The sequence below is a fragment of the Chryseobacterium viscerum genome, from assembly GCF_025949665.1.
In the GTDB taxonomy this organism is placed as follows: domain Bacteria; phylum Bacteroidota; class Bacteroidia; order Flavobacteriales; family Weeksellaceae; genus Chryseobacterium; species Chryseobacterium viscerum_A.
In genome coordinates, this window is the sequence record NZ_JAPDFT010000002.1 from 26,680 (window position 1) to 48,885 (window position 22,206).

Genomic DNA, 22,206 nt, shown 5'->3' on the forward strand with positions numbered 1-22,206 from the left:
AAAAATATGTCTCAAATTGCGATAAATACCTCACAAAATGTAAATATTAATTTTAATATTGCAGGCGTAGGAGAAAGGATGCTTGCCTTCATTATTGATCTTCTGATCAGGATAGCTTATGTGGTGATTACCCTGTATTTGTTCTTCAATATTTTTGACTTGGGATATTTATTAGACGGTCTTGATGAATGGTCTATAAGAGCTGTATATCTTATCCTTACTTTTCCTATTTACATTTATCCGCTTGTATTGGAAAGTTTAATGGAAGGCCAGACACCCGGCAAAAAGCTGATGAAAATCAAAGTGGTAAAGATTGACGGATATCAGGCCAGTTTTGCAGATTATATGATCCGCTGGATTTTCAGAATTGTTGATGTTTCATTCGCCGGAGTTATAGGGCTCATCTCTATGATTGTTTCTAAAAACAACCAGCGCTTAGGTGACATTGCTTCCGGAACTGCTGTCATTTCCCTCAAAAATAACATCAATATCTCGCATACAATCCTGGAGAATATCCACGAGGATTATATCCCTTCTTTTCCACAAGTCATTGCTTTGAGTGATAATGATATGAGAATCATCAAAGATAATTATACCAAAGCATTAAAAGTAGATGACCGACAGATCATCAATAAACTATCCAATAAAATTAAAAGCATTTTGAAACTGGAAATAGATGCTACTCAAATGACGGAAAGACAGTTTATCAATGTGATTATCAAAGATTACAACTATTATACGGGAAAAGACAATTAGGAGAGTCAATTGTCAATTTTGCTTCGCAAGTGAATGGCCAATTTAAAAATGTTGAAAAATTTACAACGGAGCTTATTGCTTATTGCTTATGCAAAGGTCGGTGCAGTTTTTGTATATTTAACCTAAAGTCTTGAATCATGAAATTTGAAAACAATAAATCCGGAAACGGCGGAGTTCTTATCCTAAACAACGAAATAAAAGAAGTAGGCAGACTTACCTATACTATTTTCCCTGAAGATAGCAAACTGATTATTTCTTTTGTCCTGGTACATCCTGAATTTGAAGGCAGAGGAATGGGAAAATTCTTAGTGGAAGAAGCCATAAAATTTGCCCGAGAAAACAACTGGAAAGTATACCCACACTGTTCTTACGCAAGATCTGTGATGATGAGAATGAGTGATGTGGATGATATTTTTTTAAAGAATTAAAACCTCATTCAATAGAATATCTTCAATATCATCCGGGTAATCTACTTTGAGATGATGATCAGAAGCCACCCATTCCATAATTTCCTGAAGATTTAAAACCTTAGAATTGGGTATTCCCATTTTGTCAAGAGCGCATGCATTACATTCCTGTTCATATTGATTATGGATAGGAATCACGAACAGTTTTTTATCCATAAATAATGCTTCTGCAGGAGATTCAAAACCTGCGTTGCATAAAATCCCTTCGCAGCCTTCAAAATATTTCAGATATTGGCTTTCATCAATAGGAAATACTTCCACGTTTTTTACTTTGACCTGAACCTTACTGTATTTTGAAAACACTTTCCATTCAACAGGAATTTTTCTTAGCACCTTGATGATATTTTCATCAGCAAAACTCGGAAGATATACAAGATAATATCCCTGTTTATAAGGATTAAGGTTTCTGATCTTTCTTCTGATCACAGGTTTTTTGATCTGAGGATGGTAGTTTTCAAAATGAAATCCTATTTTCCTTTCGCTGGGAACATAGTATTTTAAAATCATTTCTCCCAGAAAGTCCTTTTTCTTGGGTTTTGGTGTTTCCGGAAAACTCATGGAAGCCTGGTGGCTGAGTTCTATCATCGGAAGCTTTTTCAGTTTGGAGGCCCAGCCCGTCAAAGGCTCATAATCGTTAATGATTAAATCATATTGTGAGAGCTCCAATTCTCTTATTGTTTTGGCTGCTTCAAAGAATTTATTTTCGGTAAACGTTTTTCGATAGGATAGACCGCCTGTTTTGTTGTAAAGAAGAGAAATACCCCTATATTGAAAATTGATGTCAAAATCAGCCTTTAATTGTGATTGATGTCCACTGATCAGCGTATCAACGGATGCATGTTTTTTGAGAAGAGGAATAATTTCCTGTGCTCTAGCAATGTGACCGTTTCCAGTACCCTGAAATGCATATAAAATCTTCATCTAGGAAAAGTTGGTTACAATTTTTAAAAGAGCAGAATTATCCATTTCCTGAATTTCTTCCATTTCATCATCTTTCAGCAAATGTTTATGCTCGTCATAATAAAAAATTGTCCATTCTTTATTATTGTATTCTAAAGCAGAGAGATTCTCAATCCAATCCCCGGAATTCAAATAAGTACAGGATCCTTTTTTATTAACAACCTCACGGATCTGCGGCTGGTGGATATGTCCGCAAACTACATAATCATAATTATTGTCAATAGCCAGTTCAGAAGCTGTAAGTTCAAAATCTCCGATATATTTTACCGCTTTTTTCACATTGTTTTTGATCTTTTTGGAAAACGAGTATTTCTCTTTACCCATTTTTTCTAAGAACCAATTTACAACATTATTGATTATAATCAGGAGGTCATACCCTTTTCCGCCAAGTTTAGCGATCCATTTTGAGTGCTGGACGGATGCATCGAAAACATCCCCGTGAAATATCCAGGTTTTTTTCTCGTCAATATTCAGGCAGATTTTATTACAGACTTTAAGTTTCCCAAGTTCAAAATCTGTGAACTTCCGAAACATTTCATCATGATTGCCCGTGATGTAATAGACGTCTGTGTTCTTTGTTGCCAATGAAAGAATCTTTCTGATTACTTTCAAATGAGGTTTAGGGAAGTAAGACTTTTTAAACTGCCAGATATCAATAATATCACCGTTCAAAACTAAAGTTTTAGGCTGGATAGAATTGAGATATCTCAACAATTCTTTAGCCTTACATCCATAAGTTCCCAAATGAACATCCGATATAACAACTAATTCAACGTTTCTTTTCATAGTTTTGTACAAAGAAACTAATTGAAAGTTAACTGTATATGAATGCTATATTATTTTTTATAAAGAGTCCATCAGCTCTTCTGTGATTTCCATATTGTGGTAAACGTTCTGAACGTCATCATCATCCTCGAAACGCTCAAGCATTTTCATATTAGCTTTAAACTGTTCTGCATTTACTTCTTTTGTATTGTTTGGAATTCTTTGAAGTTCTGCACTCTTCGCTTCAATACCCAGTTCATCTAATTTGTGAGATAAAGAACCGAAATCTTCAAAAGCAGTTGTAATCATTACTTCTTCTTCATCTTTTTCTACATCTTCTGCTCCTCCATCAATCATTTCCATTTCAAAATCATCCCAATCCATTTTGATCTGAGCCAAATCAAGTGTGAAAATTCCTTTTCTATCAAAGATAAATGCCAATTCACCATTTTTACCAAGGTTACCATCAAACTTGTTAAAAATAGCTCTTACGTTCGCTACAGTTCTTGTTGTATTGTTTGTAGTACATTCTACAAAAAACGCAACACCACCTTGCCCGTATCCTTCATACGTGATTTCTTCATAGTTCTCTGCATCAGCACCGCTTGCCTTCTTAATCGCACGCTCTACGTTGTCCTTAGGCATGTTTGCCCCTTTCGCATTCTGGATACATCTTCTCAGCGCCGGATTGGCTTCAGGATCTGTTCCGCCTGCTTTTACAGCTAATGCAATGTCTTTACCTATTTTGGAGAATGTTTTGGCCATTTTATCCCATCTGGCCATTTTAGAAGCTTTTCTATATTCAAATGCTCTTCCCATTTTAATTTTTAAATTTCCAACAAAATTACTCAAAAGTCAACAAAAAAAAAATACCTCCAAAAAAATTGGAGGTATTCATTATTTAGAAAAATTAATTATTTTTTCTTTTTAGCAACAGCTTTTTTCTTAGCTGGAGCTTTTTTAGTAGCTTTCTTAGTAGCTTTTTTTACTGGAGCATCTTCGTAATCTTTTTTCTTGATTGCGTTCCACTCGTTAGCATCTTCGATAGCAGTTACGATAACTTTTCTATCAGCTTGTCTTTCAGCATCAGAAGCTTTTTCAGAAACTGTAGCTTTAGTTTCACCAACACCGATTGACTTAAGAGCGTTAACATCAACACCTCTAGCTTCTAAAGCAGCAACTACTGAAGCAGCTCTTTGTCTAGAAAGTTTCAAGTTGTACTCAGCAGCACCTTTAGCATCAGTTTGACCTTCAACTAGGTAGTTACCACCGTCAGTTTTGATGATCTTAGCAGCGTTATCTAACTTAGCGCTAGATTCTGGTCTGATAGTCGCTTTGTTGAAATCAAAGAAGATACCTTTAAGAGCTTCTGTAGTTTCAATAGCAGTTTGTTTCTTAGGCTTAGGACATCCGTTGTATTCAGGAAGACCTGGAACAGTAGGACAAGCATCATCTTTATCTAAGATACCGTCACCGTCTGTATCTGGCCAAGGACAACCGTTGTTTTCAGCAGGACCTGCTACTGTAGGACAAGCGTCATCTTTGTCGATTACACCATCACCGTCAGTATCTGGCCAAGGGCATCCGTTGTTTTCAACTGGACCAGCCACTTCTGGACATTGATCGTCTTTATCTGGAACTCCGTCACCGTCAGTATCAGGACATCCTTGGAATTCTGGTAAACCTGGAGTATCTGGACAAAGGTCATCTTTATCTAGGATACCATCCTTATCTCTATCTCTGTTTCCGAATCTGAATAAGATAGAAGCAGAAGCTTGCCAGAAGTTAGCCACTGTAGAGTGGTCACCTGGAGTTGATACATAATCTCCCTGAACACCAAGACCGAAGTTCTTAGTTACCCAGAAGTTAGCACCAGCACCTGTAGCTACAGTAAAGTGGTTAGCTTTACCATTCTCATTACCGTCTTTTCCGTTAACAATGTTTTCGATTGGATTACCGTTAGCGTCAACAGCCGTTCTTGGGAAAGTAAGAGCAGTATAGTCATGTCTTAAGTAGTTAGCACCAACTCTTAAATATGGATCAAACCAAGATTCTTCGTTCCATAAAAGACCTGCAGCGTGAGCCTGGAAACCAAGACCTGTCATTAGGAAAAATTCTTTCCCCATGTTGAATCTTTTGTTTTCAACATTTCCAACAGTAGTCTGCCAGTCAATTACTAAACCTTTACCAACATTTCTAGCAACTGTTAGCTTAGATAATGGAGGTGTAATAGAGAAGTTGTTCACATTGAACATGTTCTTTGTCAAATTGTTAGCAGAGAACGTATTACTGAAAGTACCTCTCGCTGCTACGTGGTTTTCTGCATGAGCACCAACTCCGATTAACCACGGATTGTTGGTAGTCTGTGCGAAAACAGTAGAGGCAACAGTAAGCGCCAATGCTGAAATTCCTAATTTTAGATTTTTCATAGAATTAAATGATTAAATAATTGATAATGCAAAATAAATATAATTTTTCTTTATATACAAAGTTTTTCAAATGATTTTTAACTTTTCTTTAATATTCTGTCCAGGTTCCGTTTGTTTTCTCTATCTTTTATCGCCTCTCTTTTATCGAAAAGTTTTTTCCCTCTACCAAGCGCTATCAGCACCTTTGCTTTACCTCGGTCAGTGATATATAATTTTAAAGGTATTATGGTGTTCCCAGCATCCTTTAACTTTTTTTCAAGTTTTTGTAATTCTTTTTTGTGCAAGAGCAATTTCCGTTCCCTTTTTGTTTTATGATTGTAAAAAGTTCCTAATTTGTACTCATCAATCATCATGTTAATGATGTACAATTCCCCATCAATAAACTGACAGAACGATTCTGTGATAGATGCTTTGGATGAACGTAAAGATTTTATTTCGGTACCCGTCAAAACCATTCCTGCTTCGTATTCTTCAAGAATTTCGTATTCAAAACGGGCTCTTCTGTTTAATATACTAACTGTTTTCTCAATCTTCATCATTTTAAAATTTCGTTATTGAAATATATAAAAAATACCATACAATTAAAAACTTGACTATTATATTATTACAAAATACCCAAATTCTTTTCGTATTTTTGCGCCAAATTTACAAAACTATATGTTAACAGTATCTAACTTATCTTTACAATTCGGGAAAAGAGTTCTTTTTGACGAGGTAAATATTATGTTTACCAAAGGAAACTGCTACGGAATCATCGGAGCAAACGGTGCGGGAAAGTCTACATTCCTTAAAATATTAACAGGAAAGCAAGATCCTACAACAGGACATGTATCTCTGGAACCAGGGAAGAGAATGTCAGTTTTGGAACAGGATCACTTTGCATATGATCAGTATACTGTTCTTGAAGCTGTTTTGAGAGGTAACAAGAAATTATTTGAGATAAAAGAGGAAATGGATGCGTTATACGCAAAAGAAGATTTCTCTGATGAAGACGGAATAAAAGCAGGTGAATTAGGTGTAATCTATGATGAAATGGGAGGTTGGACTGCAGAATCTGATGCACAGACAATGCTTTCAAACGTTGGAGTCAAAGATGATATGCACTGGCAGATGATGAGCGAACTTGAGAATAAAGACAAAGTAAAGGTTCTTTTGGCTCAGGCTCTTTTCGGAAATCCGGATGTGTTGATTCTGGATGAACCTACCAACGACCTTGACATTGATACCATCTCATGGCTGGAAGATTTCCTTGCAGATTATGAAAATACAGTAATCGTTGTATCTCACGACCGTCACTTCTTGGATACGGTTTGTACGCACATCGGTGACTTGGATTATGCTAAACTTAACCTTTATACAGGTAACTACTCTTTCTGGTACCAGGCTTCTCAATTGGCAACAAGACAAAGAGCTCAGGCCAATAAGAAAGCTGAAGAGAAGAAAAAAGAACTTCAGGACTTCATTGCAAGATTCAGCTCGAACGTTGCTAAAGCAAAACAGGCTACTGCAAGAAAGAAAATGATCGACAAATTAAACATTGACGATATTAAGCCATCTTCAAGAAGATATCCAGCTATTATTTTCGAAATGGAAAGAGAGGCTGGTGATCAGATTTTAGATGTAAAAGGTCTTGAGAAAACAAAAGATGGAGAGTTGCTATTCTCTAATATTGATTTGAATCTTAAGAAAGGTGATAAAGTTGCTGTACTTTCCAAAAACTCTTTAGCGATTACAGAATTCTTCGAAATTTTAGCAGGAAACGTAGAAGCTGATAAAGGGACTGTTGCATGGGGAGTTACAACGAATCAGTCTCACATGCCATTGGACAACACCAACTTCTTCCAGGAAGATCTAAGCCTGGTTGACTGGTTGAGACAATTTACAAAAAATGACGAAGAGCGTCACGAAGAGTTTGTAAGAGGATTCCTTGGAAGAATGCTTTTCTCAGGTGATGAAGCTTTAAAGTCCTGTAAAGTACTTTCAGGAGGTGAAAAGATGAGATGTATGTTCAGCAGAATGATGCTTCAGAAAGCAAATGTTCTTTTATTAGATGAACCTACCAACCACTTAGACCTTGAAAGTATCACCACTTTGAACAACTCTTTATCTAACTTCAAAGGAAATCTTTTATTGGCATCTCATGACCACGAAATGCTTTCAACGGTTTGTAACAGAATCATTGAACTGACTCCTAACGGAATTATCGATAGAGAAATGACTTATGACGAATATCTTGCTGATAAAAAAGTAAAAGAATTAAGAGAAAAAATGTACTCTTAATCTATTCAGCATTATAATACACAAAAAACCTCAAAGCGCTGCTTTGAGGTTTTTTTATTGAAAAATAAATTAAATAATTATTTTGTCAGTTTTGCAGTAGGCAAAGATACTGTTCCCGGATCTTTCCACATCCCGTCTTTTTCTGCTCTCTTTTTAATAGACTCTGCTCTTTTATTACTATCTGGGTGAGAATTGAACATTTTCTCAAAATTAGTCTGTGTACTTCCCTCTGAAAGTAAGGCTAACTTTTTGAAAGCCGTATAAGCCCCTACAACATCGTATTTGTTAGCTTTCATAAAGTCATATGAGTAAGTATCGGCTTCTGATTCCTGTTTTTTGCTGTGCGAAGCATCCAAAAATGCATTTGCCATTTTTCCTACCTGGCTCTCATTAAGAGTAGCTACTGCAGAAGAAGCTGATGACGCTGCATCCAATGCAGCTGCTTTCAGATAAGCAGATTTCATGGCATCTTTTGTATCCTGATTTTTCACGTGCCCTATTTCATGTCCGATAACGGCAAGCAATTCATTGTCTGTCATGATATCCATCAGTGAAGAGAACACACGTACACTTCCGTCTGCACAGGCAAACGCATTGATATCTTTTACTTTGTAAACTTTATAATTCAAATTAAGACCGTCCTGAGACTTGTGTTTTCCAAACAGCTTGTTCAGTCTCACGGTATACGGATCTTTAGGTCCTGCTACGGTATTATTTTTATCCATCCAGTCTACTGATTCTTTGGATAACTTAACCGCATCTTCGTTGGTAAATGTTAAGGCTTTCGCACCATTTGAAACCATTCCGGCAGCTTTCCCGAGGTTGATTTTTTGTGCATTGATCGAATACATAGCCCCAAGTAGCATAAGGCATAGAGTAATTTTTTTCATAGTCATTTAAAATTTGGAGCACGAAGATAGCCTTTTTTTAACAATTATTAAGTCGAAACTTCGTTCCAGTTCTTTCCGGAATGCTATTTTTTTTCCTTATTTTTGTGAAATGAGTCAAAAATGGATTTATAAGCCTGAACCCGATGAGGAAGTTGTGGACAGACTAAGTTCGTCACTTGGTTTTGGTACTTTTGAATCTAAAATCCTCGTTTTAAGAGGGATTGACAACTATCAAAAGGCCAGAGAATTCTTCAAACCGAACCTTAACGATATACATAATCCGTTTTTAATGGCCGATATGCAAAAGGCTGTAGAGCGTATTGCAACAGCAATTGAAAATGGTGAAAAAATATTGGTATATGGTGACTATGATGTGGACGGAACCACGGCGGTTGCATTGATGTACCTTTATCTCAGCAAGATTGTTGAGAAAAAATATCTGGACTATTATATTCCGGACAGAAATTCTGAAGGATATGGAATTTCTACTGAAGGAATTGATTTTGCCAAAGAAAATGGGTTCTCACTAATCATCGCTCTGGATTGTGGAATAAAGGCCCTTGACATGATCAACTATGCCAGTAATCTGGGTATAGATTTTATTATCTGCGACCATCACCTTCCGGGTGAAGAAATTCCTGATGCTGCGGCTGTACTTGATCCTAAAAGAAATGACTGCCGATATCCTTTCAAAGAACTTTCGGGATGTGGTGTTGGCTTTAAGCTTTGCCAGGGATTAAATACAATTTATAAATTACCGGAAGCAGAATTATTTGAACTGACTGATCTTCTAGCCATTTCTATTGCAGCCGATATTGTTTCCATGACAGGTGAAAACAGAGTGCTGGCTAAAATGGGATTAAAAACCCTTAGAAAGACCAGAAATCTTGGATTAAGATTATTGATTCCTGAGGATAAACTTTCTCATTTTGAAATTTCCAATATTGTTTTTGAAATAGCCCCTAAAATTAATGCAGCCGGAAGAATATCTCATGGTAAAGCAGCCGTAGAGCTTATGGTTTCCGACAATCTGAAACATGCCAATCAGATTGTGAGCGATATCATGAATCTTAACGATGAAAGAAGAGAACTGGATATGAATTCCACTCTTTCTGCATTGAACCAAATTATAGAGTCTCAGCAAGAAACCAAGCATACAACAATCGTTTATCATCCTGAATGGAATAAAGGAGTGATTGGTATTGTAGCTTCCCGGCTTATTGAAACTTATTATAAACCCACATTGGTATTTACTGATGGTAATAATGGGGAAATGGTAGCTTCTGCGAGATCTGTTTCTGATTTCGATGTGCATGAAGCTCTTGATATGTGTTCTGAATACTTCCTTAAGTTTGGAGGCCATCACGCGGCGGCAGGACTTTCTATGGAGAAAGATAAGTTTGATGCTTTCAAAGAAAGGTTTGAAAAAATTGTTTCTGAAAAAATTAAAGACCATCAAAAAGAGCCTTCCATTGCTATTGATACTGAAATTACCGTTGATGAAATCAACAGAGAGTTTATCAATTTTCACAGAAAACTGGCTCCATTTGGACCTCACAATATGAAACCTATTTTTACATTGACTGATCAGAAACTGTCAGGTTATGTGAAAACAATGGGGAAAGATAATAACCATCTGAAATTTTATATCAAGCAGGAATCTACAGGACGAAATATTGAGTGCGTAGGATTCAAGCTAGGACCATTTGTTGAAGATTTTAAAAATAAAAATTTTGACCTTGCTTTTACCCTTGAAGAAAATCACTGGAAAGGCAACGTCACTCATTATTTAAATATTAAGGATGTGAAATTCAGGGATTAGGATTTAGCAATAAGGGAATAGGGAAACGGATATGGGAAACTATAAAGAATTAATTGTCTGGCAAAAATCTGTAGATCTCGTTACAGAAATCTATAAGGCATCTGCCGTTTTTCCAAAAGAAGAACTGTATGGACTTACAAGTCAGATCCGCAGATCCGCAATTTCAATTCCATCTAATATCGCAGAAGGTCATTCCAGAAGATCTACTAATGACTATCTTCAGTTTTTGAAAATTGCAAGAGGCAGCAGTGTCGAATTGGAAACCCAATTGATTATTTCAAAAAATTTAAATTATTTGAATCCTGAAAATTTTCAAATTTTAATCGAAAAAACATCCGAAATATCAAAAATGCTGAATGCAGTAATTACAAAACTTCTAACTCCCTAAGTCCTAATTCCTGCAATATAACTCCTTATAACAATGAAAAAAATCGGTTTATTTTTCGGTTCATTCAATCCTATTCATATTGGACACCTTATTCTGGCGAATTATATTCTGGAAAATTCTGATATGGATGAGCTTTGGTTTGTAGTGAGCCCACAAAATCCGTTTAAAGACAAAAAATCTTTACTGAATGACCATAACAGATTAGATATGGTACAGCTGGCAGTAAAGAATTACCCGAATATGAGAGCTTCCAATGTGGAATTCTCTCTTCCAAAACCAAGTTACACAATTGATACTCTTACCTATCTTCATGAAAAATACCCGGATTATTCTTTCAGTCTGATTATGGGGGAAGATAATCTGAAGAGCCTTCACAAGTGGAAAAATTTTGATGTTTTGATCAAAAATCATCATATCATTGTTTACCCAAGAGTATTTGAAGGAGAAAAGGCTGATTCTGACTATTTACAGCATGAAAATATTTCTCTGATCAAGGCACCGGTTATAGAACTTTCTGCCACTGAAATCCGTACTATGATCAAAAACGGTAAAAATGTAAGACCTATGTTACCTCCTGAGGTTTTTGAATATTTGGATGGTAGTAATTTTTATCAATAAGCAATGAAATTATATTTATTCTTATTCTCTATTTTTTTGCAAGGCTTTCTATATGCTCAGGAATTAACAACTTTAAAAAGTGACTCTCTTAAAGAATTACAGAAAATTGCTTTGGCCGAAAGGATAATCTATAATAAAAAGCGCTGCAGCGAAGATTCAATCAGAGCTGTAAAAGCTTCGGAAATTCAAAATAAATATTTTATCAATATTGCTGCTCCCGCTGGTGATAAGTTTTTGCCAGGAGAAGAACTCAGAATGATTTTAAAAAAGCATAATATCATTTGGGGCGGAGAATGGATAGGCAGTGATATGGGCGGTTATTCAGGTGAGTGTTATTATTCTGTAATGACTGAATTGACTGAAAAAAAGTTTGGTAAAGATTTTATTGACGGTCTCGTTAAAGAATCTGTAGCTATGTATGTAAAAAAACACCCTGATAAAATCTTTGATAACGATGAGCATTGTGAATGGACTTATAAAGGTAAATATCTCAGTTATACAGATGATAATGATCAGTTAAATAAAGATTTCTTCCATAATTTTATTTATCCGGAAGGTTATGAAAATTACAATCCTTCTTTTCAAAAATACCGTTCAAGTACCTTGGTTACGCTCATATTAGATCAAAAAGGAAAGGTTTTGAAACACCAATTCAGTCATCGTATTTATAATGATCACAATTTGAAATATATTCCTTATTTTGAAAAAGAAATCAAAAAGTTTATAAAATACACTAAATTTGAGCCTGTAAAATACAGTGGATATCCCGTAAAAAGTGAAACATCCTTTCTTATCTACTATAAATAACTATTCATGGACTTCATCGAAAAATTTTTCTCAAAATATTCTCAGGAAAAAATCATCAAATGGTTTAAACAGATTTGTGTTGCAGAAGCTATTTCATGTCTTTTACTGTACTGTGTTGCGATGATCTGGATCCGATATGATGAAAATTTATATTCCATTATCTTCATCAGCGTTATTGGCAGTTTACATGGATTATTTTTTACGCTTTACCTTATACTCTGCCTTCCTGCAAGAAAAATTTATCATTGGGATGATGAAGATTTTGTTTTTGCCTTATTATCTGCATTCTTCCCTTTTGCAACGGTTTGGGTAGATAAAAAGCTAGCCAGATTTGACAGAGAATAAATCATACAATAAAAAAAGGACCTTTTCGGTCCTTTTTATTTTTACGGTTGTTATAAATCCCGTTTTACATGTCCTGTTGCAGTGAAATTATGATTTCCTGAATTATCGGTATAAGTCCCATTAACTGTGAAATCAATATAGTCCCCTACAGCTCCAAAAGAAGTTATATTTACAACGAGGTTTCCATTATTTGATGTAATAGCACCTCCTGAAAATTCAAACCCATAATTTGAAGTAAAACTTGCAGCAACTCCCTGCATATTATTCTGGATCATAGAAAAAAATGGTCCTGCGGCACTTATTGAATTTATTCTCAATTGTTTAGGTGGCATATTCGGTGATGTAGACGTAAGCCCTGTCCATTGTGCATTGATCAGTCCTAACACATACACCATAGGCTGATTATCAATCTTATAATTTATAAATTCAGTCAAAGAATTACAAGCCATGATATTCCCCAGATTTACATTATTAGAGGTTGCTGTAAAAGTAATTTCATTGGTTGTCTGAAAATTAACGGTATCAAATCCTTCATACTTAAACTGTGGATTTGGTGTACATGAATAGGTGTTGAAGACAAAACTTCCGTTACTGTCTACCGGAACTGACAAATACTGGAAATAGTTTGTACCTGCTGTTGGTTTCAGTATTACATAACCATCACTCACATTGGCATTAGCACATGTCTTCAGAATCCCCTGAATGGTATAACTAGTAGTTGTAGAAGGATTTATTGTAATATCAGGAATTGTTGTAATAGCTCCGGCCGGGAATGGCCCAACGTTCGAGGTATACAATATATCATTACAAACACCATACACTTTTAAACTAAGAACTTCACCTGCCGGAACAATTCCTGAAACCATTCCTGTATTATCTGTTATTCCGTAAGTTTCATATGCTTGAGAGCTTCTCTTTAAAGTTACTTTAATATTAGGCAAAACCTGCCCTGCTGAATTTTTTACGGTTACTTTCATAGTTGCCTGTTCAAACTGTGCATCACAATTCCACCAAGAAAAATGACTTACTGTTCCTACATAGGTATTTCCAATCTTTGTTGCAGAGCCTTCTTCTTTCCACATTCCGGTGTCTTCATTATAAGACCATAATGGTATTGTGGCTGGTGAGCTGGAAGTTTGTGAGGCATCCACCGGAACGGTGATTTCTGCAGTATGGTTGTTTGCAATCTGAAGATTTTGTCCGGAACTACCTGTTAATTGTACATGCAGCATCCCAAAAGTTTCCATCACTCTGGAATTACCTCCTGAATTGGTTGCCAATAAAGATCCCGGCATTAATTCATTTAGGTATTGATTGGATGGTGCTAAATGAAAGACAGCAACACTCACATTTCCTGAATAAGCATTTCCGTTTGCATCTTTGAAACTTCCGTCAAATTTTACTTTTGTTCCGTTGGGTAATGAAACGGTAGATGTAGAACCAGTGGTAATTGTAGATGTTATTGTTACAGGAATCATCATGATATTCACCCTATTGATTCCGTTGGTAGGTACCAAAACCCGCGATGCATTTACATAACCGGATTTTGTAACTTTTATATGGGCAAAATTTTCTTTTACCGAAGCGTTTTTAAATGTGAAGAAACCTTTAAGATTGGTTGTAACGGTACTTGTTCCTATTGTAACCGTTGCTCCTGATACCGGAAGCCCGTTTGTATCAAGGACTACACCCTGAAAGTTCTTTTGCGCAGTATTCCCAAAATTATAATTGGATGGTGGATTTGTTGTGTTGTCAGATATTTCTGATAAATCTTCATTTTTACATGAAAACATCAATACAAACATCAATAATAAGAGGTAAGATTTTCTCATATGGTATTAATTTTTAGTTTTCACTAAAATAATAATAAAACACAATCATTATTATTTTTTCTGATTTTCCGTCAATTTTTTTTCAATTTTCCATCAATTTCATTTTGTCATGTAACAAAAGTGAGCTTTAAATTGTCTAATTAAGTAACAAAGTCGTTGAAACTTAAAAATTAACATGAAATTTTAATAACTGATAATCAGTTATTTAAATGACAATTAAAAACATTTTAAGTACTTTGCATTGCATGATACTAAATTTATTATATATCTTTGTAATGTAAAATAACAAACCATACAAGCTATTAATTAAAAAATAATATCATGAAAACTCAAATTCTTATTGCAGCACTATTTTTCGGTGGACTTGTAACTGCCCAGCAGAAAAAAGACAGTTTGAAAGTAAATGCTATTGATGCAGTGAATATCAAGAAGCAGGTTTTCAAAAAACAAGGGGACCGCTTAGTTTACGATGTAGCTTCTTCATCTATTGCTAAAGGGACCAACACCTTTAATCTTCTAAAACAAACTCCAATGATTTCCAGCATTGATGGAAAGACGCTGAAGATTTTGGGAAAAAATGATGCGGTGATCTACATCAACAATAAGAAAACAAATATGGATTCTGAGGCATTGATTGAAATGCTGAAGTCTACACCATCAGAGGATATCCAGAAAATTGAAGTGATTACCGTTCCGGGAAGTGAATTCCAGGTTGAATCCAAAGAAGGGGTGATTAATATTGTCATGAAAAAAAGCAAGAACAACGGTTACAACGGAACGTTGAAAATGCAGAATGAGCAGGCTTATTACAATAATCCTAATGCAGGAGCTTCTTTTAACTTCAGACAAGGAAAGTGGTCTGGTAATTCAAACTTCAGAACAGGAAGCTGGACAGACAGACAAAGATATACGCTCTCAAACGGAGATCCTACTTTCAAAAATGAATCATTTGGGTTTAATGATGATCCTAATAAAAATTTCGGCGGAGGTTTTAACGTAGATTATGAGATCAATAAAAAACACAGTCTGGGATTCTCTTACAATATGAGATACAATAAAAGTTTCAATTCTGTACTGGATATTACCAACTGGCAAAATGGGGTTTTAAATAACAGAACGGTCAATAATGAAGATGCGCAGACCAGAAATCATTCATTCAATTTAAACTATGAAATGAAAACCGATTCTTTGGGAAGCAGGCTTACCTCAAACGTTTCTTACCTATGGTTCAACAGAGATAAAGTAAGTTTTAATGAGAGTTTTCCTTTAACTAATGATACGATCAACAAGTATTCAGCGCTTCATCAATCAGTACCTCAGATTATTAACAATTATGCCGCAAACATTGACTATCTGAAAAAAACGGCTAAAGGCGCAACATGGTTAATGGGAATCAGCTACAACCATACGAATACAGACAATGATACCCAGCAGGATAAACTGAAAAACGGAGAGTTTATCATAGATCCCAACCAAACCAATCACTTCATCTATAAAGAAAATATACTGGGGATTTATCTGAACTATGAACGTAAACTGACTGAAAAAATCTCAGGAAAAATAGGAGCCCGATATGAAATGACCAGAAGTACCGGAGATATTGTAGACAAAACAGGATTTGAAAGAAATTACAACAACCTTCTGCCTTATCTGAATTTAAATTATGCCATCAATTCTGATCATAATTTGAGCTATACATTTTCCAGCAGAATCAGAAGACCGAGATTCTGGGAGCTGAATCCTTCGAGAACGTATTTTACCCCAACCAATTATACACAGAACAATCCATTTATACTGGCCTCCAAATATTATAATCAGGAGCTTAATTATATGTACAAAAATGCATTCTATGCCAATCTTAGTTTCAATATGGTAGAAGATGCTGCAGCATCAGACCTGCTTCCATTACAGGGAACGGTAACGGCTCCTAAAAAAGATTCTCAGGGGAAAATCATAAAGGATATCAAAGGAAATCCAATTATGGAAACCACCAGATTCTTAAGATACATCAGAACCAATTACGGAAAGAACAGAGAAATTGCTTTAACTCTCGGGATGAACAAATCATGGTTTAAAGACATATGGACTACCAACTATTCTGTGAACTTAGGGTATGTTACTTATACAGGCGGAGTATGGGAAGATCCTACTTCTATGCCGGCTCCTGGAGAAACGGAAGTTGTAGATCCTTATATCATTGACGTTAAAAACTATAATATGTCTGTAACGATCAATAATATCATCAGACTTTCATCCAAAAAAGACTGGTTCTTAGGAGTGAATTACTTCTTTGCAAGCCAGACTGCAATGGAAGGAGGAATGATAGGAGCAAGACAAAGCTTCGATTTTAGTCTGAAAAAAATTGTAGGAGACTGGACTATCGTAGCAGAAGTAAGCGACCTATTTAACCAAAGCTTTTACAGGGTGAGAGGAGTACAGCCAAATGGAAAATATAATAATATAACCAACTTCAACTATCCAAGGCTAATGAGCATCGGAGTTACATACAATTTTGGAAATCAGAAACTGAAAAAAGCAAGGGAAATGAAATCGGCTAATGATGCTGTAAAATCAAGAACCTAATCTATAAAACTTATATCACTAAACCACTCTTAAATAAAACAAACATGAAACGTATAATTTTGTCAATGGCCATCGTATTCGGTACTTGTGCATTTGCCCAGGAAAAGAAATCTGATACGGCAAAAACAAAAAATATAGAAGGTATTACCATTACAAAACAGGTCTTCAAAAAACAAAGCGACCGTTTTGTATATGATGTAGCAGCATCACCTGTGGCTAAAGGAAATACCACTTTTGACCTTCTGAAGCAGACTCCTCTGTTATCTTCAACAGATGATAAAACATTGAAAATTGCGGGAAAAAATAATGCCCTGATCTATATCAACGGAAGAAAAAGCAATATGGATTCTGAGTCTCTGGCTCAGTTTCTGAAAAATACTCCGGCAGAAAACATCCAGAAAATTGAAGTAATTACCGTTCCGGGAAGTGAATTCCAGGTGGAATCTTCGGATGGAATCATCAACATTGTTTTAAAGAAAAAAATGAGTGATGGTCTTAGCGGAAACATGAGAATGTCTAATACCACCAATAAATACAACGGAAGCCAGGCCAGCTTCTCAGCCAATTACCGAAAAGGTAAACTGGGTGTGAGCGCTAACCTTAGCGGTGGTGAAAATATAGAGGCACAAACCTACACTTTAAGAAACGGAACTGCCAAGACATCTAACGAATCTACGGGAGATATTGATGATCCGAACAAAAATATTGGAGGTTATCTGAATATTGATTATCAGCTCAATGATAAAAGTAACTTAGCTTTATCATGGAATACCTGGGCCAATAAAAGCTATAATTCAACGGTAGGTTTATTTAATACCATAAAAAAAGAAAATGCTGAAAAACCAGAATACACCTGGTCCAAAAACAGAGAGGATGCAAGATCTTATAACAATTCGGTGAATCTAAATTATGAATTAAAAACAGATTCATTAGGCAGCAAACTGAATGTAAATGCGGCTTACCTTAACTATAGAAGATTTCAGTTCACGGATAACCAAACCTTCGCTTCGGATATCAACAGAGGTGTAGGTGAAAGAACAAGACAAGTTCTTCAGGACCTTCCACAGATCATTAATAATTTCTCCGGAATGGTAGATTATATTCAAAAGTTTAAAAATGATCTGACCATTTCTGTAGGAGGAAATTATAACAAAACCAAAACAGACAACGATTCTAAAAACATAACGTATTCTTTTGATCCCGTAGAAGCTCCGGATTCAAGACCCAATCATTTTATCTATGATGAAAACATCTACGGTATGTATGTAACCGTGGAGAAAAAGATCTCAGATAAAATTTCCGGAAAAGTAGGAGCAAGATATGAGATCACCAACAGTCTTGGAACGTCTGATAATGCTCCTACAGACGAACTTAAAAGGATTGAAAGAAATTACAACAATATCCTTCCTTATCTGAGTTTCAACTACGCCATTAATGATAAAAACAATATTTCTTACTCCTTTTCAAGCAGGATGAGAAGGCCGAGCTTCTGGGAAATCAATCCGGTAAGAAACATTCTTACAGATGATAATTATACTCAAAACAACCCATTTGTAAAGGCTTCATCTACCTATAATCAGGAGCTTACATACATGTACAAAAATTCATACTTCCTGATTTTAAACCATTCTTACATTCAGGATGCTATTACACAGGTTCCGCTGCAGGGTTATCCGGTATCACCTGATGGTAAAGTAGGAGAAAATCCTGTTCTTAGATATATAAGAACCAATTTCGGAAATAAACAGGAAATGTCTGCTATGGTGGGAATTCAGAAATCATTCTTTAAACAATACTGGACCACCAACTTTAATATTGGAGTACAGCATAACATCAATAACGGAAGCCTTGATACAGATCCTACAACAGGAGACCGATTCAGAAATGAGGATGGTAAAGATATAGTATACACAAATAAAACAAATTCTACCAGTCTTTTGATTCAGACCAACAACACGATCCGTCTTGATAAAAAGAAAACATGGTTCTTTGGTGTTAATTATTTCTTCGTTGACAAACAGCAAATCGAACTTGGACTACTGAAAGGTTTAATGAGCTTAGACCTCAGCCTTAAGAAAATGTGGAACGACTGGACTTTTGCTGTGAATGTGAATGATGTCCTGAATACCAACATCGTTAAAATTGAAGACTTCCAGGAGAACGGAAATTACAATTACATCCACCAAAACCGTTACAACAGAAGCTTTACGGTAAGTCTTACCTACAATTTTGGAAACCAGAAAGTGAAAAAGGTACGAGACATCGAAGGCGCATCAGATGCTATCAAAAGCAGAACAAGATAAAAATTATCTTTCTTCATATTCAATTATTCTTACAGTATCCGCTGATTTTTTTCAGCGGATTTTTTTATATTTAATAGATAATTCTGACAAAAAATAACACGTTCTGATGATTCAAAACGTGTTATTCATTTATAATTTAATTGTATTTATTCAGATTTTGCAACAGCTGTTCTTTCTGAAACCCCATTGGCATTGAAAGCTTCAATCTGGAAATAGTATGCATCTGTTCTGTCTGCTCCTGTAAAGAAATATTCATTTTTTCCGTATACCATAATGCTTCCGTACAGTTTATCAGGAGACTTTCCAAAATAGATTACATAGCCGTCTGCATCGGGATTCTGCTGCCATTTCATCCAGATACTTCTTCTTTCACCATATTTCTTAGGATCAGCTCTTAAAGGAACAAAACCTTCCACTTTAGCAGGTTGCTTCCCTGCTCCTTTTCCAAACACTCTGAAACCGCTCAATGCAAATTTTCCTGTAGGCATTTTAAGATTTTCCATTTTAAGAAAACGGGCTTTTGCAGGCTGCTCTAATTCTACGTAATCGTGAGGAACATCTTTCGTGTTTTTGCTTTTATCCACAATCACATTCCATTTCTTCCCATCATTGGAACCGTAGATTTTATATTGGTGCATTTTCCCTAAGGTTTTCCCCATAAACTCTGCATCCTGATCTGCATAATTGATCTGAATGGCATTGATGCTAGAAACTTCTCCAAGATCCGTCTGGAACCACTCTCCGGAATTTCCGGTTTTAGCACTCCAGTAAGTTTTGATATCCTCATCTACGGCATAGTTGGGCTGATAACCTCCCAAAGTAGATGAAACCTGAACTGGTTTATTATAATTCAACAGCATCCATCCTGCAAAAAGGCCTTTTGTAAAATCTTTTCCTTGCGCATACTGCGGAAGGTATGTTGGATAATCACCATATGCCGTATTACAATACATTACATCGTCCTTATCAAAACCTGCCGGCCAGATTCCCAGTCTTCTTTCAAAATTATTTTTAGTGGAAATAAATATGGTGGAAATGTGCCACCAGTTTTTATAATTATCTTCAAAGGTAGCTCCGTGGCCTGCTCCTCTGGCAAAACCTCCCGGTTTATAAGAAAATGGATTATGTTGTTGATATTCAAAACCTTCCAAAGGACTTTTGCTTACATATACTCCATCCGAATATCCGCTGAATTCTGTTGCCGGAGCACCATACTGCATATAATATTTTCCGTTATGTTTTGTCATCCAGGCCCCTTCTACAAAAGGCTGAAGAAAAACATTATCATTGTATTCCCCGAAACGTTCCCATCCATGGTCTTCAGGTTTTAATTTAATAATCGGTTTCACAAAACCTTCGGACTGAAGATTTTTCACTTTCACTTCTGTTCCCAGCAATGGCCATTCGTTACTTGAGCCCCAATACAGGTACAATTTATTTTTGTCTTCATCATAATGGAATGCCGGATCCCACGCTCCTACTTTTAAAGTATCCACTGCAATTTTCCAGTCATCTTTGGTGGGGTTTGTACTTTTCCAGATCGGGAAATCCTGTTCCCAGGTAGATCCATAAACGTACAGGGTATCTTTCATAGCCCAGACCGCCGGAGCATTAAGATCATGGGTATATTTATTATCTCTTAAAAATTTCCTTTTCACAAACTTCCAATCCAGCATGTCATCACTGTACCAGTACCCTTCCTGATTGGTCGAAAAAAGAAACAGTTTATTTTTAAAATTAACAATCACGGGATCTGCCGTAGCACGGTGTTTCCCTTGTTTTGAAAAAACTTCAAAAGGCGTATAACCATAATCGATATTGATGGGATTGCAGAACGTTTTCTGCTGAGCACCCACAATCATTCCGAGAAAGATTGCTAATGACAGAAAATATTGTCTCATTTTTAGATTTTAAAGATTGAAACAAAGTTAGGTAACTTTTTTGGGTTTTCTCCAAATAAAGCCATCCAGCAGATAGTGAGTGAGCTGTGGTACGACTAATAACGGAACCAGAAACTGAAACCATTTTTCTGAGATCATCACATTCAAGGAAAAATGCTCATTCCAAACCAGCGTTTCCCACAAAAATTCTTCCAGAAAGGCGAACAATAAAATGACACCGATAAATAGAAATATTCCCGAAAAAGATTTAAAAATCTGCATTCCATTCAACTTACTATTTTCCTTTTGCTGTATTTCCCGGATATAAATCAAAGCGATATAAGGAATTCCGTGAGAAACTACATTCAGAAAAGTAAAAAGAAGATCATTGTTGAAGTACACTATACCAAAATACCAGGAAAGAAAAGTTCCGGTGATCAGAGCCGTTTTAGGAATATTAATTCTTTTTGTTTTAAAAGTTTCAAAAACAGTTTTAATAATCCAAATGATCAGAATTGTAAAATAGATTATGGTAATTAAAGGAACGTAATCCGGAAGATTTTGAAGCCAGTCAAATTCATTGTTAACGAACCAGGTAAAGGCGCGAGGTGTCCTAAACCAATATAACATAGGATAAATTGTTGCAGAATAAACGGCAATCTCATCTATTTTCTTGCTCCAGTTATTCGGTTCAAAGCGCGCATAAATCCTCATAAAACCGTATTGCTGGCGTATAAAATGGAAAACGGCAACCAAAGCCAGTACCGACCAGAATGTCAGATTTCCGAATTGAAACAGAATGATTCCCAAAATCCAACTTACAGCAGGAATTCCGAGATAAAGCAGTTTATTTTTTTGGATCTCTCCTTTTACAAAATAGGTTTTGAACAATGTAGAATAAACATGGGCCACATCTACAAAAACTATAAGAAACAACCATGTGTAAAAAGAATAATGATTTTCCAGCCCCTGAATCTGTTTCTGAAAAAGAAAGATAATCAACAATACCACAAAAGGTGGTGATAAAATAAACCACCAGTCTGTTTTTGCGTTATGTATCCAGGGTTGTTTCATATAACAA

General features: G+C 35.8%; 19 protein-coding genes. 10 read left to right on the top strand and 9 right to left on the bottom strand.

Annotated elements, in window-relative coordinates:
* Positions 1 to 6 precede the first annotated feature (6 nt).
* Together OL225_RS14240 and OL225_RS14245 are read left to right on the top strand one after the other, a co-directional pair.
* Positions 7 to 756 carry an RDD family protein gene (locus OL225_RS14240; protein WP_047376620.1) on the top strand — a complete coding sequence of 250 codons (750 nt, stop codon included), beginning with the start codon at positions 7 to 9 and terminating at the stop codon, positions 754 to 756.
* 137 nt (positions 757 to 893) lie between these two features.
* The gene (locus tag OL225_RS14245; protein WP_047376619.1) at positions 894 to 1,184 is read left to right on the top strand and encodes a GNAT family N-acetyltransferase; all 291 of its coding nucleotides are present in this window, start codon (positions 894 to 896) and stop codon (positions 1,182 to 1,184) included.
* On the opposite strand, the gene OL225_RS14250 is transcribed toward OL225_RS14245, so the two are convergent.
* The 5 genes from OL225_RS14250 to smpB form a co-directional block, all read right to left on the bottom strand.
* Complete coding sequence (locus OL225_RS14250) at positions 1,173 to 2,144, bottom strand: glycosyltransferase family protein (RefSeq protein WP_047376618.1); 972 nt, start codon at positions 2,142 to 2,144, stop codon at positions 1,173 to 1,175. The genes OL225_RS14245 and OL225_RS14250 overlap by 12 nt on opposite strands.
* Positions 2,145 to 2,969 (bottom strand): UDP-2,3-diacylglucosamine diphosphatase, encoded by an 825-nt coding sequence (locus OL225_RS14255; protein WP_047376617.1) that lies wholly within the window; start codon positions 2,967 to 2,969, stop codon positions 2,145 to 2,147.
* Between the two features lie 57 nt (positions 2,970 to 3,026).
* Positions 3,027 to 3,767 carry a YebC/PmpR family DNA-binding transcriptional regulator gene (locus OL225_RS14260; protein ID WP_047376616.1) on the bottom strand — a complete coding sequence of 247 codons (741 nt, stop codon included), beginning with the start codon at positions 3,765 to 3,767 and terminating at the stop codon, positions 3,027 to 3,029.
* 95 nt (positions 3,768 to 3,862) lie between these two features.
* Positions 3,863 to 5,377, bottom strand: a complete 1,515-nt coding sequence (locus tag OL225_RS14265) for an OmpA family protein (RefSeq protein ID WP_264518719.1) — start codon at positions 5,375 to 5,377, stop codon at positions 3,863 to 3,865.
* Between the two features lie 77 nt (positions 5,378 to 5,454).
* Positions 5,455 to 5,913 (bottom strand): SsrA-binding protein SmpB, encoded by a 459-nt coding sequence (gene smpB, locus OL225_RS14270; RefSeq protein ID WP_045501613.1) that lies wholly within the window; start codon positions 5,911 to 5,913, stop codon positions 5,455 to 5,457.
* Between the two features lie 121 nt (positions 5,914 to 6,034).
* On the opposite strand from smpB, the gene OL225_RS14275 reads away from it, so the two are divergent.
* Positions 6,035 to 7,657 (top strand): ABC-F family ATP-binding cassette domain-containing protein, encoded by a 1,623-nt coding sequence (locus OL225_RS14275; protein ID WP_264518720.1) that lies wholly within the window; start codon positions 6,035 to 6,037, stop codon positions 7,655 to 7,657.
* A gap of 77 nt (positions 7,658 to 7,734) precedes the next feature.
* Here OL225_RS14275 and OL225_RS14280 read toward each other — a convergent pair whose 3' ends face one another.
* The gene (locus OL225_RS14280) at positions 7,735 to 8,547 is read right to left on the bottom strand and encodes a M48 family metallopeptidase (protein WP_264518721.1); all 813 of its coding nucleotides are present in this window, start codon (positions 8,545 to 8,547) and stop codon (positions 7,735 to 7,737) included.
* Positions 8,548 to 8,656: 109 nt separating this feature from the next.
* On the opposite strand from OL225_RS14280, the gene recJ reads away from it, so the two are divergent.
* From recJ to OL225_RS14305, 5 genes are read left to right on the top strand one after another with little or no spacing between them, the layout of a single operon-like run.
* Positions 8,657 to 10,369 (top strand): single-stranded-DNA-specific exonuclease RecJ, encoded by a 1,713-nt coding sequence (gene recJ / locus OL225_RS14285; RefSeq protein ID WP_047376613.1) that lies wholly within the window; start codon positions 8,657 to 8,659, stop codon positions 10,367 to 10,369.
* 31 nt (positions 10,370 to 10,400) lie between these two features.
* Positions 10,401 to 10,757, top strand: coding sequence for a four helix bundle protein (locus tag OL225_RS14290; RefSeq protein WP_264518722.1), 357 nt, complete (start codon positions 10,401 to 10,403; stop codon positions 10,755 to 10,757).
* 33 nt (positions 10,758 to 10,790) lie between these two features.
* Positions 10,791 to 11,375 (top strand): nicotinate (nicotinamide) nucleotide adenylyltransferase, encoded by a 585-nt coding sequence (gene nadD / locus OL225_RS14295; RefSeq protein WP_264518723.1) that lies wholly within the window; start codon positions 10,791 to 10,793, stop codon positions 11,373 to 11,375.
* Positions 11,376 to 11,378: 3 nt separating this feature from the next.
* Positions 11,379 to 12,182 (top strand): hypothetical protein, encoded by an 804-nt coding sequence (locus tag OL225_RS14300; protein ID WP_264518724.1) that lies wholly within the window; start codon positions 11,379 to 11,381, stop codon positions 12,180 to 12,182.
* 6 nt (positions 12,183 to 12,188) lie between these two features.
* The gene (locus OL225_RS14305) at positions 12,189 to 12,527 is read left to right on the top strand and encodes a DUF3817 domain-containing protein (protein ID WP_047376609.1); all 339 of its coding nucleotides are present in this window, start codon (positions 12,189 to 12,191) and stop codon (positions 12,525 to 12,527) included.
* 50 nt (positions 12,528 to 12,577) lie between these two features.
* On the opposite strand, the gene OL225_RS14310 is transcribed toward OL225_RS14305, so the two are convergent.
* Positions 12,578 to 14,359 (bottom strand): carboxypeptidase-like regulatory domain-containing protein, encoded by a 1,782-nt coding sequence (locus OL225_RS14310; RefSeq protein ID WP_264518725.1) that lies wholly within the window; start codon positions 14,357 to 14,359, stop codon positions 12,578 to 12,580.
* 321 nt (positions 14,360 to 14,680) lie between these two features.
* Between OL225_RS14310 and OL225_RS14315 the strand changes: the two genes are divergently transcribed.
* Both OL225_RS14315 and OL225_RS14320 read left to right on the top strand, forming a co-directional pair.
* Entirely contained in the window at positions 14,681 to 16,942 is a 2,262-nt protein-coding gene (locus OL225_RS14315) for an outer membrane beta-barrel family protein (RefSeq protein WP_047376607.1), read from the top strand.
* 44 nt (positions 16,943 to 16,986) lie between these two features.
* Positions 16,987 to 19,245, top strand: a complete 2,259-nt coding sequence (locus tag OL225_RS14320) for a TonB-dependent receptor domain-containing protein (RefSeq protein WP_264518726.1) — start codon at positions 16,987 to 16,989, stop codon at positions 19,243 to 19,245.
* Between the two features lie 146 nt (positions 19,246 to 19,391).
* Here OL225_RS14320 and OL225_RS14325 read toward each other — a convergent pair whose 3' ends face one another.
* Positions 19,392 to 21,146, bottom strand: a complete 1,755-nt coding sequence (locus OL225_RS14325) for a discoidin domain-containing protein (protein WP_264518727.1) — start codon at positions 21,144 to 21,146, stop codon at positions 19,392 to 19,394.
* Between the two features lie 27 nt (positions 21,147 to 21,173).
* A complete protein-coding gene (locus tag OL225_RS14330) occupies positions 21,174 to 22,199 on the bottom strand; it encodes a hypothetical protein (RefSeq protein ID WP_264518728.1) in 1,026 nt (341 codons plus the stop codon).
* Between the last annotated feature and the right edge of the window lie 7 nt (positions 22,200 to 22,206).